This is a genomic window from Mesorhizobium sp. WSM4845 (assembly GCF_055811455.1).
Window position 1 is genome coordinate 74,865 of sequence record NZ_JBVVQA010000030.1, and the last position, 15,025, is coordinate 89,889.

The window sequence follows — 15,025 nt, forward strand, 5'->3', positions numbered from 1 at the left end:
CCCGGCTGGACAGAGAACAAAACGGAGACACTTCTGGCCTTTCGCTGCCGAATCACTACATTCGGGGGAGATGTCCGGCTTTTCGGAAGATATGCCTTTTTTTGATGAACCGAACGCGCGGCCCGTGGCCCCGTCGGGCATTGCTGCGCGCGCCATGGCTGCCCGCAGCGGCCATGCCAATGCGCCCGATTATCTGAACGGGCTCAACCCCGAGCAGCGGCTGGCGGTGGAAACCACCGAGGGTCCGGTGCTGGTGCTGGCCGGCGCCGGCACAGGCAAGACGCGCGTGCTGACCACCCGCATCGCTCACATCCTCGCCACCGGCAAGGCCTTCCCGTCGCAGATCCTCGCCGTCACCTTCACCAACAAGGCGGCGCGCGAGATGAAGCAGCGTATCGGCCTGCTGATCGGCGAAGGCAATGTCGAAGGCATGCCGTGGCTCGGCACCTTCCACTCGATTGGAGTGAAGCTGCTGCGCCGCCACGCCGAACTTGCCGGGCTCAGATCCGACTTCACCATTCTCGACACCGACGACGTCGTGCGCCTGATCAAGCAGCTCATCCAGGCCGAAGGGCTGGACGACAAACGCTGGCCGGCCAAGCAGTTCGCCCAGATGATCGACGGCTGGAAGAACAAGGGGCTTGGCCCCGCCGAGATTGCCGAGGGCGACGCCCGCGCCTTCGCCAACGGCAAGGGGCGTGAACTCTACAAGGCTTATCAGGAGCGCCTGAAGACGCTGAACGCCTGCGACTTCGGCGATCTCCTGTGCCACCCGATCCGTATCTTCCGCGCCAATCCGGACGTGCTGAAGGAATACCACAAGCGCTTCCGCTACATCCTCGTCGACGAGTACCAGGACACCAACACCGCCCAATACATGTGGCTGCGGCTGCTGGCGCAGCGGCCGGATGCCGGACGAGCTTCAACATCAACAGGTTTGCAAACGGCCGAAGGCCGCAAGCCCGACCGGGCGTCCGAGCCCTTGCGAGGCCCCTCCCGCGACGCCGAAGGCGCGCAAAAAAGGGGGGCCGGGCCCGCGCCGGCAGGCGCGGAACAGCCCGTGAGCGAAAATAAAGTCAACATCTGCTGCGTCGGCGACGACGACCAGTCGATCTATGGCTGGCGCGGGGCCGAAGTCGACAACATCCTGCGCTTCGACAAGGATTTCCCCGGCGCCACGATCATCCGTCTGGAACGCAACTACCGCTCCACCGCGCACATCCTCGGCACCGCCTCCCACCTCATCGCCCACAATGAAAGCCGCTTCGGCAAGACGCTGTTCACCGAAAAGATCGCCGAGGACGACGAGAAGGTGCATGTCCATGCCGCCTGGGATTCCGAGGAAGAGGCGCGCGCCGTTGGCGAAACCATCGAGGCCTACCAGCGGCAGAAGCACAATCTCAACGATATGGCCATTCTTGTCCGCGCGTCCTTCCAGATGCGCGAGTTCGAGGACCGCTTCGTCACCCTTGGCCTCAACTACCGCGTCATCGGCGGCCCGCGCTTTTACGAGCGCCTCGAAATCCGCGACGCCCTGGCCTTCTTCCGCGTCGTCGCGCAAGGCGCAGACGACCTCGCCTTCGAGCGCATCGTCAATGTGCCGAAGCGCGGGCTGGGCGAAGCCACCATCCGCCAGATCCACGACACCGCCAGGGCGCTGCGCATCCCGATGCTGGAGGCTGCAGAAAAACTCGCTGAGAGCGACGAGCTGAAGCCAAAGCCGCGCGCAGCGTTGCGCGAGGTCGCCGCCAATTTCGAGCGCTGGCAGAAGGCGCTGGAGACCACGCCGCACACCGAGCTGGCCGAGACCATCCTGGAGGAGAGCGGCTACACCGACATGTGGAAGAACGACCGCTCTGTAGAAGCGCCCGGCCGGCTGGAAAACCTCAAGGAACTGATCCGCTCCATGGAGGAGTACGAATCGCTGCGCTCCTTCCTCGAACATGTAGCGCTGGTGATGGACGCCGAGCAGAACGCCGAGCTCGACGCCGTCAACATCATGACGCTGCATTCGGCCAAGGGCCTCGAATTCGAGACAGTTTTTCTGCCCGGCTGGGAGGAAGGACTGTTCCCGCATCAGCGCGCGCTCGACGAGGGCGGCCGCTCCGGGCTCGAGGAAGAGCGGCGGCTGGCCTATGTCGGGCTGACCCGCGCCAAGAAGAACCTGCATTTGTGGTTCGTCTCCAACCGCCGCATCCACGGCCTGTGGCAATCGACGATCCCGTCGCGCTTCCTCGATGAATTGCCGGAAGCCCATGTCGAGGTCGCCGAGAGCGGCAACTCCTATGGCGGCTACGGCAATGCCTATGGCGGCGGCTCCTTCGCCTCCGGACGAGGCGGCCAGGCGGCAGGACGGCAGAATCCTTACGGCGCTTCGCGCTTCGACAATGTCGGCGCAGAAAAATCCGGCGCCTTCTCCAGCACCTATGCAACGCCGGGCTGGCAGCGCGCGCAGCAGAACCGCACCGAGGCGACCGACCGCAACTGGGGCTCGCGCTCCGGCCACCAGGTCGAGCGCATCGGCTATGGCGAGACCGACAGTGGCTATGGTGCCGGCCGCACCTCGATCAAGGGCCGCACCATCGACGGCGAACTGGTCGCCAAGTCCGTCGCCGACACGCCATCCCGCTTCAGCGTCGGCGATCGCGTCTTCCACCAGAAATTCGGCAACGGCAACATTTCTGCCATCGACGGCAACAAGCTGACCATCGACTTCGACAAGGCCGGCCAGAAACGCGTGCTGGACGGGTTTGTCACCGGGGTGTGAGTCTCCCCCTCACCGATACCGCGCCTGGTTCCATTTGTGGCCGAGCAGCGACAGGATGATGATCAGCCCGTTGAAGAACTGTACATAGAAGCCGCTCAGGCCTGCCGCGACGACGCCGGTCTGGATGAACGACACGGTAACGGCGCCGATGGCGCCGCCGACCACGGTACCGATGCCGCCCCAGGTCGGCGTGCCGCCAACGAACACCGATGCCAGCACCGGCAGCAAATAGCCGTCGCCAGCCGTCGGCCACCAGGTGAAGTTGATCATCACCGAGAAGGTGCCGGCGATCGCCGCCCCGATGCCGACGAAGACGAACACTTTCACCCGCACGCGCTTGACGTCGATGCCCATCTGCTGGGCGCTGTCGGGATTGTCGCCGACCACCTTCACCTGCGCGCCGAAACGATGCCTGTTGTAGAGCAGCGCCGACAGCACGACAAAGCCAATGGCCCAGAAGATCTGCACCGGGATGCCGTAAAGCTGGCTGGAGAAGATCTTGTAGGCCCAGCTGTCGGCAAGGCTGGTCAGCGCCGTCGACCTGCCTTCGTTGACGATCTGGATCAGGCCGCGCAGCAGGAAGTTCATGCCGAGCGTGGCGATCAGCGACGACAGCCCGCCATAGACGACCAGCGACCCGACAAGGAAGCCGAGCAACGTGCCCGTTGCAATGGCGGCGGCAATACCGAGAAACGGGTCGTAGCCGGCCTGCACGACCAGCGCGAACACCCATGAGGCAAAACCCATCGTCGCCGGAAACGACAGGTCGATCTCGCCGCAGGTGACGACGAAGACCAGCGGCACCACCACGAACAGCGCAATCGGCAGCGTGGTGAGCACGGAACTGTAGAGATACCAGGTGGTGAAGACGGTCGGGTTGGCGATCATGAACACCGTCATCATCACCACGAACACGGCAAGCGTGCCGAGTGCGGCGCGGTTGTCGAGGATGAAGCCGCGCATCCAGTGATCGGATGGGTGTTTCCACTCTTTCCGGGGATTGCCGGGACGGGAGATGCCTGCGGACGGCTCTTGCAGATCGGGCTCCATCGTCTTGCTCATCGTGCTCTCTGCTCCGGGTCGCCGGCGTCGTGCAGTCCCGGCAATCCACCCGGATGCGCGACGTCTTCCATGAAGTTGATGAGGTCTTCGGCCGACTTGACCTGGCTGCGGTCGGCGGTGAGCGCCACCTTGCCGCGATCCAGCACGACGAAACGATCGGCGATGTCGAAGACGTGGTGGATGTTGTGGCCGATGAACAAGATCGACCGTCCGCTCGCCCGCACCTGGCGCACGAAATGGAAGACCTTGGCGGTCTCGGTCAGCGACAGCGCCGTCGTCGGCTCGTCTAGGATGATCAGGTCGGCCTGCTTGTAGATTGCCCGGGCGATCGCCACGCCCTGGCGTTCGCCGCCGGAAAGCTGGCCGACGATCGATTGCGGCGTGAACACTTTCGAGGTGAAGCCGATCTCGCGCATCAGCCGGCTCGCCTCCTCGATTTCCCTGTTGACCTTCAGCCAGCCGAGAAAGCCGGTGAGTTCGCGGCCCATGAAGATGTTGCGCAAGATCGTCTGCTGCACGGCCAGCGCCCGGTCCTGGAATACCGTCTCGATGCCGGCGTCGCGCGAGCGCGCGGCGCTCCAGCCGGTCACCGGCTGGCCGCGGATGAGGATCTCGCCGCTGGTTGGCTTGACCACGCCGGAGAGGATCTTGATCAGCGTCGACTTGCCGGCGCCGTTGTCGCCGATCAGGCCGACCACCTCGCCGCGGTCGACGCTGAGATTGACCCCACCCAGCGCATAGACCTGACCGTAGGACTTGCTGATGTCGCGCAGCTCTATAAGGCGTTCTGCCATGGCGATCCTCACTTGGTTCCGGCTGCGGTCGGAAGACCGGCAGCCGTGTCAAAAGGTCAGCGCAGCGCCTGCTTGGCGAGTTCGGCGACGATCTCATAATTGTCAGGCGTGACGAAGCCGGCGCCGGTGTCGACATTCATTGGCGCCAGGCCCAGCACCACCTGCTGGCAGAGGCTGAGGATCGGCAGATAACCCTGCAGGAACGGCTGCTGGTCGGCCGTCAGCTGGACCCAGCCGCCCTTGAAGCCCTCGACGATCTGCGGGCTGGTGTCGAAGCCGAAATTGAAGATATCGCCAGCCTTCCTGCCCGCCGCCTGCATGTAGGTCGGGACGTTGCCCAGCATCTGTCCGCCGGGATAGCCAACCGCCTTGACATCGGGATTGTTGAGGAGTGCTGCGGTAATCACCGGAATGGCCAGATTAGGGTCGGAAGCCCATTCGCCGCTCGGCGGCGAGGAGAGCTGGATGACCTCGACGCCCGCCTCTTTCAGGGCGGCGACCGTGCCGCGCTCGCGCGCGCCGCGGCTCTCGTTCTCGAACGGGCCGATCATGATCGCCTTGTCGCCGGCCTTGAGCCCGGCCAGCTTGAACGCCTCGGCGCCGAGCGCGCGGCCCTGCTCTTCCTGCTGGGCGCCGACATAGCCGCCGCCGAACGCTGCCGTGACCTTCGGCACCGGCACGTTCTGGTACATCATCCTGATGCCGTCCTTGTGCGCCTGTTCGGCCAGCGGCATGATCGAAGCATCGCCCGGGTGGCCCATCATGGCGATGCCGCCGGGCTTGACCGCGACGGCCTCGCGCAATTGCTGCACCATCTTCTCGACATCCCACTGGGAGAAGATGTAGTCGACCTTTGGCCCAAGATCGGCCTGGGCCTGCTTGGCGCCATTGTAGACGATGGTGCCGAAGGCGTCGCCCTCGGCGCCGCCGACGCAGAAGCGGATGTGGACGTCCTTGCACCACTGGGCATCGAGCGCCTGGGCGGGCAAGGTGGAGATTGCGGCGGCGAGCGCCGTGGCGGCCGCCATGACGGTCGAGCGCAGAACTGTCCTTCTCATCGTGATGCTCATGCACGTTCCTCCCTTTGTTCCCTCGCAAGCCGAGGGGTCTTCGACGAATGCTTCGGCTTCTCGCCGCAATGCTTCGCTGGCCGGCTCCCTGTTTGATGCATGTCGTTGTCGCAAAACCGCTGCACACCCTTGGGTCAGGCCAGAGGGAATGCTCTTGCGCGACATGCATTAGCCTCACGCCGGGTTCGGCAGATACGTCGCACCTCCCCGGCATTGCTTGAGGTAGTCCAGCGCCCGCACTTGCCCGGTAATCTCAAGGTCGCCGCGATAGACCGGGTCGTGCCAGCCTTCGATGTCGATGGCGCCCCTGTATCCGGCCAGCCGCAATTCGCTGATCACCCGCGTCCAGTCGCTGTCCCCGAAGCCAGGCGTGCGCATTTGCACGAACGGCAGCCGGCCGAACACGCCATGCTCGCGGATCACGTCCCAGCGCACCGTCGCGTCCTTGCCGTGGACATGAAAAATGCGCGGCGCCCATTTGCGGATCTGCGGGATCGGATCGATCAGGTAGACGAGCTGGTGGCAGGGCTCCCATTCCAGGCCGAGATTGTCATCTGGCAATTCGTTGAACATCAGCTCCCAGGCGTCCGGATTGTGGGCGATGTTCCAGTCTCCATCAGCCCAGTTGCCGTCCATCGCGCAATTCTCGAAGGCGATGCGCACGCCCTTGTCGGCGGCGCGCCGGGCCAGTGGTCCCCAGACCTCGCGGAAGCGCGGCAGGCTGTCGGGCAGCGGCTTGCCGCGGAGGCGGCCGGTGAAGCCGCTGACCATCGCGGTGCCGAACAGATGCGCATGGTCGATGGCCGTTTCCCAGGCATCAAGCACGCCGCGATCGACATCGCCGCTTTCCAGCGGATTGCCGAAGACGCCGAGCGAGGAGACGACGACATCGGCGTCACCGATCGCCTCGCGGATCTGGCCGGCCAGCCGTGGAAGATCCTTGTCGCCCAGCGTCTGCCAGAAGAAGGGCTGGATGCTCTCGAAGCCGAGCGGCAGGATCGCCTTAATATAGGCGGCCGGGTCATCGAGATTGGCCCGCACCATGGTGCCGATCCTGATGTCGAGAAGCGGGTTTGGCATCGTCACCCTTCCTGTGCGATCGCGACCCGGCGCCCGGTTTCGGCGCTTTCGATCGCGGCAAAGACCATGGCCAGGCTCTTGATGTTGTCGGCGCCGCGCGTCTCCGGCTCGCTGCCGGTTTCGACGGCACGCACAAAATCCTGGATGATGCCGAGATGGCCGCCGATGCGGTCTCTCGGATCGAGCGGCGGCACGGCGAGCGGCTCAGTGCGATCGAACAGGCCTTCACGGATAGGCCGCGCGACTTCCGCCATCAGTCCGTCCTCACCGTCCCAGACCAGGCTGCCGTGCTCGGCGACGATGCGCCATGTGCTCTCCCAACTGGTGCGGAACCCGTCGGCGCACCAGGAGCCGGCATAGGTGAACAGCTTGCCGCCGCCGAGCTCGAAGATTGTGGTGGCCGACGATCCCTGCCGGTACCAGGAATTGACCGGCTCCCATTCCTGGCAGTAGACGCTGGCCGGCGCGCCGCCGACCATGTAGCGGGCGGCGTCGAAAGTATGGATCGCCATGTCGAGCAGCAGGACATGGCGCATCTCCTCGCGAAACCCGCCGAAATGCGGCGCGACGAAGAATTCGGCGTGTATGCTGGTTGGCGCACCGATGGCGCCGGAATCGAGAAAACGCCTGATGCGCCTGACGTTGGCGACATAGCGGCGGTTCTGGACGACGGCGTGCACGCGCCTGGCGCGTCGGGCAGCCTCGACGATGGCGCGCGCGTTCTCCGGGCTGTCAGCCAGCGGCTTCTCCGTCAGGAGATGGCAATGATGGGCAAAGGCCGAAAGCGCGACATCGCGCCGGGCCGCGGGAACCACGACGTCGAACACAGCGTCTGGCCTGGTCTGGTCGAGCACGGCGTCAAGATTGGTCCCGACAATGGCGCCGGCAAGCTCGTATTCGCGCGCCCTTGCCGTCGCCCTGTCGGCGTCGAGATCGACAAGGCCGACAATAGCCAACCCGTCGATCTGCCTCGCCGCATCGAGCCAGTGCTTGCTCATCGCTCCGCAGCCGACCAGGACGACATTCATCATCCAGCGCTCCTCCTCCGCTCGGCCCCTCCAGACCGGTCGTCACGCATTCACGGCATGACCGTAAACGTTTTTCCGTAAACGTTTACGAGAACACACCGGAAGGCGTAGAATGTCAATTGGCCGCTCGCGAAAATCACCTAGATCACCTTGGCCTGAAGAGCGGTCGATGATAGCCAGGCAAGGGGGAGAACTGTCCTTTGGCGTCCAGCATCCACGACCTTGCGCGTCACCTGAACATTTCGATCGGCACCGTGTCGCGCGCGCTCAACGGCCGTGCCGACGTCAATGCCGACACCCGCCAGCGCGTGCTCGATGCGGCGGCAAAGCTGAACTATTCGCCGAACCAGTCCGGCCGCAGCCTGCGCCGCGGCGCCACCCACTCGATCGCCTTCATGCTGCAGCCGCACCCGGGCGACCAGCAATATGGCGAGCCGTTCTTCATTCCGTTCCTGACCGGGCTGCAGGCGAAACTCGCCGAAAGCGGGCTCGACCTGATCGTGGTGATGGGCGCGCCGGGCGACTACCAGCAGGAGCGCCTGCGCCGGGTGGTCGAGACGCGTCGGGCCGACGCCGTGGTGCTGGCCTATACGCGTCGCGAGGACGAGCGCATCGATTACCTGACCAGGGTCGACTTCCCGTTCGCGACGCTCGGCCGCAGCCGCTCCGGCGGCAAGACCTACCCGTCGCTCGACCTCGATTTCGAAAAAGCCGGGGCCGACGCGGTCGACCGCCTGGTGGCGCGCGGCCACCGCCGCATCGCCGCCATCCGCCCGTCCCTCAACCTCAATTTCGGCTATCTGTTCCTGGCCGGCTATCGCAAGGCCCTGCGGCGGCACGGCATCGAGGTCGACCCCGGGCTGATCGCGAAAGGCTTCATCAACGAGGCCGGCGGCGACGCGGTGACGCCGCAGGTCATGCGCTCCAAGGACCCGCCGACCGCCATCATCTTCAACAATGACGCTATGGCACTCGGCGGCTGCAAGGCGCTGGCCGAGATGGGCATCAAGCCGGGCCACGACATTGCGGTGATCGTCATCGTCGACACGCCGCTCTGCCGCTATTTTTCACCGGCACTGACCGGCTTCCGCCCTCGCCTGGAGCCGATGGGACGGCGGCTTGCCGAAATGTTGCTGGCGTCGATCCCCGCCTTCGCCGGCCCCGAAGGCGCGCGGATCATCCGTGAGGTCTGGCCGCTGGAACTGATCGCGCGCGACAGCGATTGATGATGGCCGGCCTTCCCTCCAGCCACGTCGATCGCCTAGGATGAGTCAGGCGCAGCAGGGGAGAATCCATGGGCAAGGGACGGGTCGAGGCATTTTCCGATGGCGTCATGGCCATCATCATCACCATCATGGTGCTGGAATTGAAGGTGCCGCATAGCGCGGATTTTTCCGCGCTGGCACCGCTATGGCCCACCTTTCTCAGCTACGTGCTGTCCTTCATCTATGTCGGCATCTACTGGAACAATCTGCACAACATGTTCCACACGGTGCAGCGGGTCGATGGCCGCGTGCTGTGGGCGAATTTGCATCTGCTGTTCTGGCTGTCGCTGATGCCCGTGACCACCGCCTTCATGGGTGAAAACCATTTCGCGCCGGTGCCTGTCGCCGTTTACGGTGTTGTCCTGGCGCTTTGCGCGGCCGCGTACTTCATTCTGGTCGTCATCCTGCACCGGCTGCATGGCAGCGACACTGCCTTCGCCAGAGCGGCAGGCACCGATCGCAAGGAAAAGATCTCGGTGGTCCTCTACATCGCCGCCATTCCGCTGACCTCAGTCAATCAATGGATCAGCGTCGCGCTCTATGTGCTGGTTGCCATGATCTGGTTCGTGCCGGACAAGCGTTTCGAAAGGCAGATCGAAAAATAGGTCCGCCCTATCCCCGCATCGCCTTCAGCTTTTCCGCCACCGAGGCCGCAAGGTCGGCATAGCGCTCCTCCAGCCGCTCGGCCGCCTTGATCACCGAAAAATCATGGCCGAATTTTTCCAGCGCCATGCGCAGCTTCTCGACGAACTCCGCCTGCTTTTCGAGCGCCGAAAACAGCGTTCTCACTTGCGCTTCGCTGATGTCGGGATTGGCAAGCATTTGCGGCACCTCACGGCTCATCTGGTCGCCGGTGGCGGTCTGTTCTTTCAGGATCTCGATCCAGTCGGTCAATCGGTAATCTCCTTCTTACGCGGACAGCATGCGCAGCGCCTGCCGATGTGGTCAACCCAAGGACGCCCAAACGGGCTTGCGCGAGCCTGTCGTCGCGTTAAGTTCGGCGCAACCTGAACGAGGACACGATCGATGACCACCGACGCCGAAATCCAGAGCGCTTTGCCTGCCCTTGGCTCCGGCAACGTTGCCGTCATCACCGGCGGCGCCAGCGGCATCGGCCTTGCCGCGGCCAGGCGGCTGGCGGAAATGGGCCTGAAAATCGTGCTTGCCGACATCGGCGGCGCGCGGCTCGATGAGGCTGCCGGCGCCGTTGCCACGATTGCCGGCGACAGTGGCGTGCTCGCTGTCGCGACCGACGTCTCGCAGCCCGACGAAGTCGACAGGCTGGCCGAAAAGGCATTCGAAGCCTTCGGCGGCGTGTCGCTGTTGATGAACAATGCCGGCGTCGGCAACAATCCCGGCAAGCCCTGGGAGAACCGCGACGCCTGGAAACGGCTGCTGGACATCAATTTCTGGGGCGTCGTCCATGGCGTCGAGGCCTTCGTGCCGCGCATGCTGGCTGCAGGAAAACCGGGCCTGATCGTCAACACCGGCTCCAAGCAAGGCATCACGACGCCGCCCGGCAACCTTGCCTACAACGTCTCCAAATCTGGCGTGAAGAGCTTTACCGAAGGCCTGGCGCATGCGCTGCGTAACGAGCCCGGCGCCAACATCGCCGCGCATCTGCTCATTCCGGGGTTCACTTTTACCGGCCTGACCGAGGGTGCAACCGAAAAGCCCGCCGGCGCCTGGACCGGCGAGCAGGTGATCGACTTCATGCTGGCCGCGCTGGTGCGTGGCGACTTCTACATCCTGTGCCCCGACAACGAGGCGACGCGGACCATGGACGAAAAGCGCATGGCCTGGGCGATCGGCGACATCATCGAAAATCGCCCTGCTCTGTCGCGCTGGCACCCGGACCACAAGGAGGCTTTCGCGGCGTTCATGGAAAGCTGACGCTCACGCCGCATGCGTCTTCGAGCCGCGCTTTTGTGCAGTGGCTTTCATGACCGCCGTATCATGCCGTTTCGCCGCCTGTTCACATTTTCTACGGATCTCCTCGACCTCGGATTCGGTCAGGTGCTCGATGCCGATAAAGGTATTGTGAGCTTTGCCGACCCGGATCAACTCGTCGAGTTTCGTCTGAATCGCCGTGCCATCGCGGTTCTGGGTGTTTTGGATGAGGAACACCATCAGGAAGGTGACGATCGTCGTGCCGGTGTTGATGATGAGCTGCCACGTATCGGAAAACCCGAACATCGGTCCGCTTGCCCCCCACGCAACAATGATCAGGAAACAGACGGCGAATGTCGACGGCAGACCGGCTAGATGCGCAACATAGTTGGCGATCCTGGTGAAAAGCTTCTCTATCATGGCAGGAGAAACAACCAGCATCCGCTGAGGTTCCCTCCTTTCACGGACGTAGCCGTTCAGAGAGCCGCAAGGATCAGGGGATTTCGTGCTCCCAGCGGTCGAGGAAGGCCTCGATGGAAAGCGCCTGCATGTCAGGAATGGCCCTGGCGAGTTTTTCGACCGACCAGTCCCACCAGCCGAGGCTTTCAATCCGCGCAGCGGTTTTCTCGGCAAAACGCTGGCGCAGCGGCTTGGCCGGAACCCCGGCGACGATCGCATAGGCAGGTACATCGCGCGTCACCACCGCATTGGCGCCGACGATCGCGCCATTGCCGATGCTCACATCAGGCATGATCACCGCACCATGACCGATCCAGACGTCGTGGCCGATGGTGACGGGCGTCGCCCGCCGTCGCTCCCGAAATCCGGCGTCGACGCCGAGCCAGCGGAAATACTCGTTTGGCCGGTAGCTGATCTTGTGCTGGGTCAACCGTTCGATCGGATGCTCGAGCGCGTTGATACGGCTGTTGGCGGCGATCGAACAGAACTTGCCTGTTGTCGTGTAGATCGCCTCGGCGTGGCGCTCGAAATAGGAGAAGTCACCGACTATGACTTCGCGCAAGATGACCCGCTCGCCGATCGAGGCGTAGCGCCCAAGCTTGCATGCCTTCAACTCCGCGGTCGGGTGGATCCGCGGCTCGGGGTCTTTCAGGACGAGGTTTTCGGGACGGTCCATCCCGGCGGCTTTACGCCCGAGCGGTTAGTCCCGCAAGCGGGAGCATCGTCCGTCACCTGTTTCCAGAGCCTATTTCGGCTTGCCGTTGGTCCACATCACGTTCTGGCCATAGAGCGGCACCGTGGTGACCGACATTTTCGCTGAACCGTCCTGCACCTGGCGCGAATGCGACAGATAGATCAGGGTCTCGTTGGGTTTATCGTAGATGCTGTTCACCACCTGTTTCTTCCAGATCAGGCTGATGCCTTGCTTGAACACCTCCTCGCCGGTCTCGCTCATGTCGATGTCGCCGATGGTGATCGGCCCGGTTTGGCGGCAGGCGATCGAGGAATCGGATGGGTCCTCGAACCAGTTGCCCTTTTGCAGGCGATCGATCACGCCACGGTCGAAATAAGAGACATGGCAGGTCACGCCTTCAACCTTCGGGTCCTTGATCGCCTCGACGATGATGTCGTTGCCGAGCCAGTCGACGCCGACCTTGCCGACCTCCTGGGCGACAGCCGCACCAGCACCGACGACAAGGCACGCGGCCAAAGCGCCGCCGATCAGTTTTCGCCCAATCAGTCCTTGCCCAATCAGTCCTTGCAAGAAAGCCTCCTGCCGTTCGAGTTTTGCCGACCTCAGGTGGGACGGGCGGCAGCACTTTGCAAGCGGATCATTTTTTAAGAGAAAGCCGGTTGCGGCAACGCGACATCTTTGCGCGAGCGAGATCAAACCGTTAAGAGTGTTCGCCCAACAAGCTCCAAAGGCGCCGACTCGGCCCCGATGAAAATAGCGACGGACAGCCAATTGATGATGCGTTCAATACTGGTCGGCATTCTCGTCCTGATGGCGGCGGGCATCGGCTGGCTCACCTTTGAATGGTACCGCGGGCATTATGGCGGCGAGCCGTTCGGCGCGCCGTTCACGCTGGTCGACCAGAAGGGCGCTCCAATCACCGAGGCTGCCTTTCGCGGCCAGCCCAGCGTCGTCTTCTTCGGCTTCACCCACTGCCCGGAAGTCTGCCCGACCACGCTGTTCGAACTGGCCGGCTGGCTGAAGACGATGGGCGACGATGGCAAGAACCTGCGCGCCTATTTCGTGACGGTCGACCCGGAGCGCGACACGCCCGAAATCATGAACGCCTATATCAGCAACTTCTCCGATCGCATCCTCGGCATCACCGGCGACCCGGACAAGGTCCGCGCCATGGCCAAATCCTTCGGCATCTATTCGAAAAAGGTCGATACCGGCAACGGCGACTACACGATGGACCACACTGCTTCGGTGCTGCTGCTCAACGCCAGGGGCGATTTCGCCGGCACCATCGCCTATGGCGAAAGCCCGGACGCCGCCATCGCCAAGCTCAAGCGGCTGGCGGCAGGTTAGTGCATGGTCCCGAACCGACGGTCCGCGCCAGCGAAAAGTGGGAACCGGTTTTCGGACAAGATCATGCTCACGAAGAAAATCGTTTGATGACCCAAACGCGGCTTTATTTCAGCACTGGAAAAATCGAGGCCGACCGTATCTTCGCGGCGTTCGAAGCGGCATTCGAAGATGAGGGCCTGCCGATTGGCTTGGTCGAAGTCGACGAGGACCGCGACATCCACGAAGTGTCACTCTATGCCGACGGCGATGTCGATGCCGTCGAGGCGCGCTTGAAGGAGATCCTTGCCGGGCTGGCCCTGTCGAGGCCGATTGCGCGCGAGCCCGTGCCTGATATCGACTGGGTGACGCGTTCGCTGGAGGGACTGAAGCCGGTGCGCGCCGGCCGTTTCTTCGTCCACGGCGCGCATGACCGCAGGAAGCGCCACAGCGGCGAACTCGCCATCGAGATCGAAGCGGGCCTCGCCTTTGGAACCGGCCATCACGGCACCACCGCCGGCTGCCTCGAAATGCTGGAACAGGTCGTGCGGCGCGAACGCCCGCGCAACGCGCTCGACCTCGGCACCGGCAGCGCGGTGCTGGCCATCGCGCTGGCCAAGCTCGCCCATATTCCGGTGCTGGCGACCGACATCGATCCGGTCGCCACAAAAGTCGCCGCCGCCAACGCGCGGCTCAATCACGTCAAGGCGCTGGTGGAGACGGTGACGGCGCCGGGCTTCCACCATCCGATTTTTGCCGCGCGCGGCCCTTTTGGCCTCATCGTCGCCAATATACTGGCGCGGCCGCTGATGCGGCTGGCGCCCGAAATGGCCAGGCATGTCGGTTTGGGCGGCTCGATCGTGCTGTCGGGCATCCTCGACCGGCAGCGCGACGCGGTGATCTCCGCCTATGTCGGCCAGCAGTTCCGCCATGTCAGGACGTTGCATCGCGAAGGCTGGGTGACGATCCACCTCAAGCGATGACGCGCAGCGCCTTCAATTGCACGCCGCAAATTCGCTCAGACATAGCGCGACCTTGCCGCCTTCTTCAGTTCTTCGCGATCGTAGCCGTTCGCTTTCAGCGTTTCGTCGTCAAAGCCAAGCAGAACCCCGCTCACATAGCGGCTCGCTTCGCGCTGGCGCGCTTCGATGAGAGCGTTCACGGCGCTTCTGAAAAATCCGCGTCTGGCTGAAATCGTGGACATGATGGTCTCCTTTGCAGGGCAGTAAGACTCGTTCCTCCACGCCAAAAAGGTAAGCTCTGCTGACCTTTTTTTAAATCGCTGATTCTGCATGGCGTCCATGCGCAAAAGCGATGCTGGACCGAACAGGGCAATCACTGCAGGCAAAAGAGGGCCTCCCAGCTCACGTAGAAATGACCACCGTCGATGTCGGCGCTGCCCCTCATTGCCCTGCCGGGCATTTCTCCCCGTATAGTGACGGGGAGAAAAACGCCTTCGCGAACGATTTCGCCAATCTCCAGCGTTGCGGAAAGGATGCCGAGGTTGCGGTCAGTGTCCAGTTGAAAGATGGGTAACACTTTGAACCGGATACATGGGTTACAGTTTTCCCCCTGTCGTGGGGGGGGGGG

At 63.4% G+C, this 15,025-nt stretch carries 16 protein-coding genes and 1 pseudogene; 6 read left to right on the top strand and 11 right to left on the bottom strand.

Annotated features, from left to right (window positions below; genetic code table 11):
• The first annotated feature begins 70 nt into the window (after nucleotides 1–70).
• A complete protein-coding gene (locus AC0L2C_RS27140) occupies nucleotides 71–2,767 on the top strand; it encodes an ATP-dependent helicase (protein WP_473524862.1) in 2,697 nt (898 codons plus the stop codon).
• A gap of 9 nt (nucleotides 2,768–2,776) precedes the next feature.
• On the opposite strand, the gene AC0L2C_RS27145 is transcribed toward AC0L2C_RS27140, so the two are convergent.
• The 5 genes from AC0L2C_RS27145 to AC0L2C_RS27165 all read right to left on the bottom strand — a co-directional run bounded on the left by AC0L2C_RS27145 (nucleotide 2,777) and on the right by AC0L2C_RS27165 (nucleotide 7,804).
• On the bottom strand, nucleotides 2,777–3,829 hold the full coding sequence (locus AC0L2C_RS27145; RefSeq protein WP_473524863.1) for an ABC transporter permease: 1,053 nt from the start codon (nucleotides 3,827–3,829) through the stop codon (nucleotides 2,777–2,779).
• Entirely contained in the window at nucleotides 3,826–4,623 is a 798-nt protein-coding gene (locus AC0L2C_RS27150) for an ATP-binding cassette domain-containing protein (protein ID WP_473524864.1), read from the bottom strand. The genes AC0L2C_RS27145 and AC0L2C_RS27150 overlap by 4 nt, the downstream gene beginning before the upstream one ends.
• A 56-nt stretch (nucleotides 4,624–4,679) precedes the next feature.
• A complete protein-coding gene (locus AC0L2C_RS27155; protein WP_473524865.1) occupies nucleotides 4,680–5,693 on the bottom strand; it encodes a substrate-binding domain-containing protein in 1,014 nt (337 codons plus the stop codon).
• A 174-nt stretch (nucleotides 5,694–5,867) separates the two neighbouring features.
• Entirely contained in the window at nucleotides 5,868–6,773 is a 906-nt protein-coding gene (locus AC0L2C_RS27160) for a sugar phosphate isomerase/epimerase family protein (protein ID WP_128167128.1), read from the bottom strand.
• A 2-nt stretch (nucleotides 6,774–6,775) separates the two neighbouring features.
• Complete coding sequence (locus AC0L2C_RS27165) at nucleotides 6,776–7,804, bottom strand: Gfo/Idh/MocA family protein (protein WP_473524866.1); 1,029 nt, start codon at nucleotides 7,802–7,804, stop codon at nucleotides 6,776–6,778.
• 197 nt (nucleotides 7,805–8,001) lie between these two features.
• On the opposite strand from AC0L2C_RS27165, the gene AC0L2C_RS27170 reads away from it, so the two are divergent.
• Nucleotides 8,002–9,027, top strand: a complete 1,026-nt coding sequence (locus AC0L2C_RS27170) for a LacI family DNA-binding transcriptional regulator (protein WP_473524867.1) — start codon at nucleotides 8,002–8,004, stop codon at nucleotides 9,025–9,027.
• Nucleotides 9,028–9,095: 68 nt separating this feature from the next.
• Nucleotides 9,096–9,671, top strand: a complete 576-nt coding sequence (locus AC0L2C_RS27175) for a TMEM175 family protein (protein WP_473524868.1) — start codon at nucleotides 9,096–9,098, stop codon at nucleotides 9,669–9,671.
• A gap of 7 nt (nucleotides 9,672–9,678) precedes the next feature.
• Here AC0L2C_RS27175 and AC0L2C_RS27180 read toward each other — a convergent pair whose 3' ends face one another.
• Nucleotides 9,679–9,960 carry a hypothetical protein gene (locus AC0L2C_RS27180; RefSeq protein WP_128167136.1) on the bottom strand — a complete coding sequence of 94 codons (282 nt, stop codon included), beginning with the start codon at nucleotides 9,958–9,960 and terminating at the stop codon, nucleotides 9,679–9,681.
• Nucleotides 9,961–10,092: 132 nt separating this feature from the next.
• On the opposite strand from AC0L2C_RS27180, the gene AC0L2C_RS27185 reads away from it, so the two are divergent.
• Nucleotides 10,093–10,959: an SDR family NAD(P)-dependent oxidoreductase gene (locus AC0L2C_RS27185; RefSeq protein ID WP_473524869.1), complete on the top strand. Its 867-nt coding sequence runs from the start codon at nucleotides 10,093–10,095 to the stop codon at nucleotides 10,957–10,959.
• Between the two features lie 3 nt (nucleotides 10,960–10,962).
• On the opposite strand, the gene AC0L2C_RS27190 is transcribed toward AC0L2C_RS27185, so the two are convergent.
• The 3 genes from AC0L2C_RS27190 to AC0L2C_RS27200 form a co-directional block, all read right to left on the bottom strand.
• Entirely contained in the window at nucleotides 10,963–11,376 is a 414-nt protein-coding gene (locus AC0L2C_RS27190; RefSeq protein WP_287237370.1) for a low affinity iron permease family protein, read from the bottom strand.
• Nucleotides 11,377–11,449: 73 nt separating this feature from the next.
• A complete protein-coding gene (locus AC0L2C_RS27195; protein ID WP_128246428.1) occupies nucleotides 11,450–12,091 on the bottom strand; it encodes a DapH/DapD/GlmU-related protein in 642 nt (213 codons plus the stop codon).
• Between the two features lie 69 nt (nucleotides 12,092–12,160).
• On the bottom strand, nucleotides 12,161–12,679 hold the full coding sequence (locus AC0L2C_RS27200; RefSeq protein ID WP_473524870.1) for a CreA family protein: 519 nt from the start codon (nucleotides 12,677–12,679) through the stop codon (nucleotides 12,161–12,163).
• A 204-nt stretch (nucleotides 12,680–12,883) separates the two neighbouring features.
• Here AC0L2C_RS27200 and AC0L2C_RS27205 point away from each other — a divergent pair, with 204 nt between their 5' ends.
• Nucleotides 12,884–13,459 carry an SCO family protein gene (locus AC0L2C_RS27205; RefSeq protein ID WP_128246426.1) on the top strand — a complete coding sequence of 192 codons (576 nt, stop codon included), beginning with the start codon at nucleotides 12,884–12,886 and terminating at the stop codon, nucleotides 13,457–13,459.
• Between the two features lie 86 nt (nucleotides 13,460–13,545).
• Nucleotides 13,546–14,418, top strand: coding sequence for a 50S ribosomal protein L11 methyltransferase (locus tag AC0L2C_RS27210; RefSeq protein ID WP_287237255.1), 873 nt, complete (start codon nucleotides 13,546–13,548; stop codon nucleotides 14,416–14,418).
• Between the two features lie 35 nt (nucleotides 14,419–14,453).
• Here AC0L2C_RS27210 and AC0L2C_RS27215 read toward each other — a convergent pair whose 3' ends face one another.
• Both AC0L2C_RS27215 and AC0L2C_RS27220 read right to left on the bottom strand, forming a co-directional pair.
• Nucleotides 14,454–14,783, bottom strand: a complete 330-nt coding sequence (locus AC0L2C_RS27215; protein WP_353682784.1) for a hypothetical protein — start codon at nucleotides 14,781–14,783, stop codon at nucleotides 14,454–14,456.
• Nucleotides 14,771–15,025 (bottom strand): annotated as a pseudogene (locus tag AC0L2C_RS27220) (hypothetical protein); the annotation flags it as partial. The gene AC0L2C_RS27215 and the pseudogene AC0L2C_RS27220, both read right to left, overlap by 13 nt.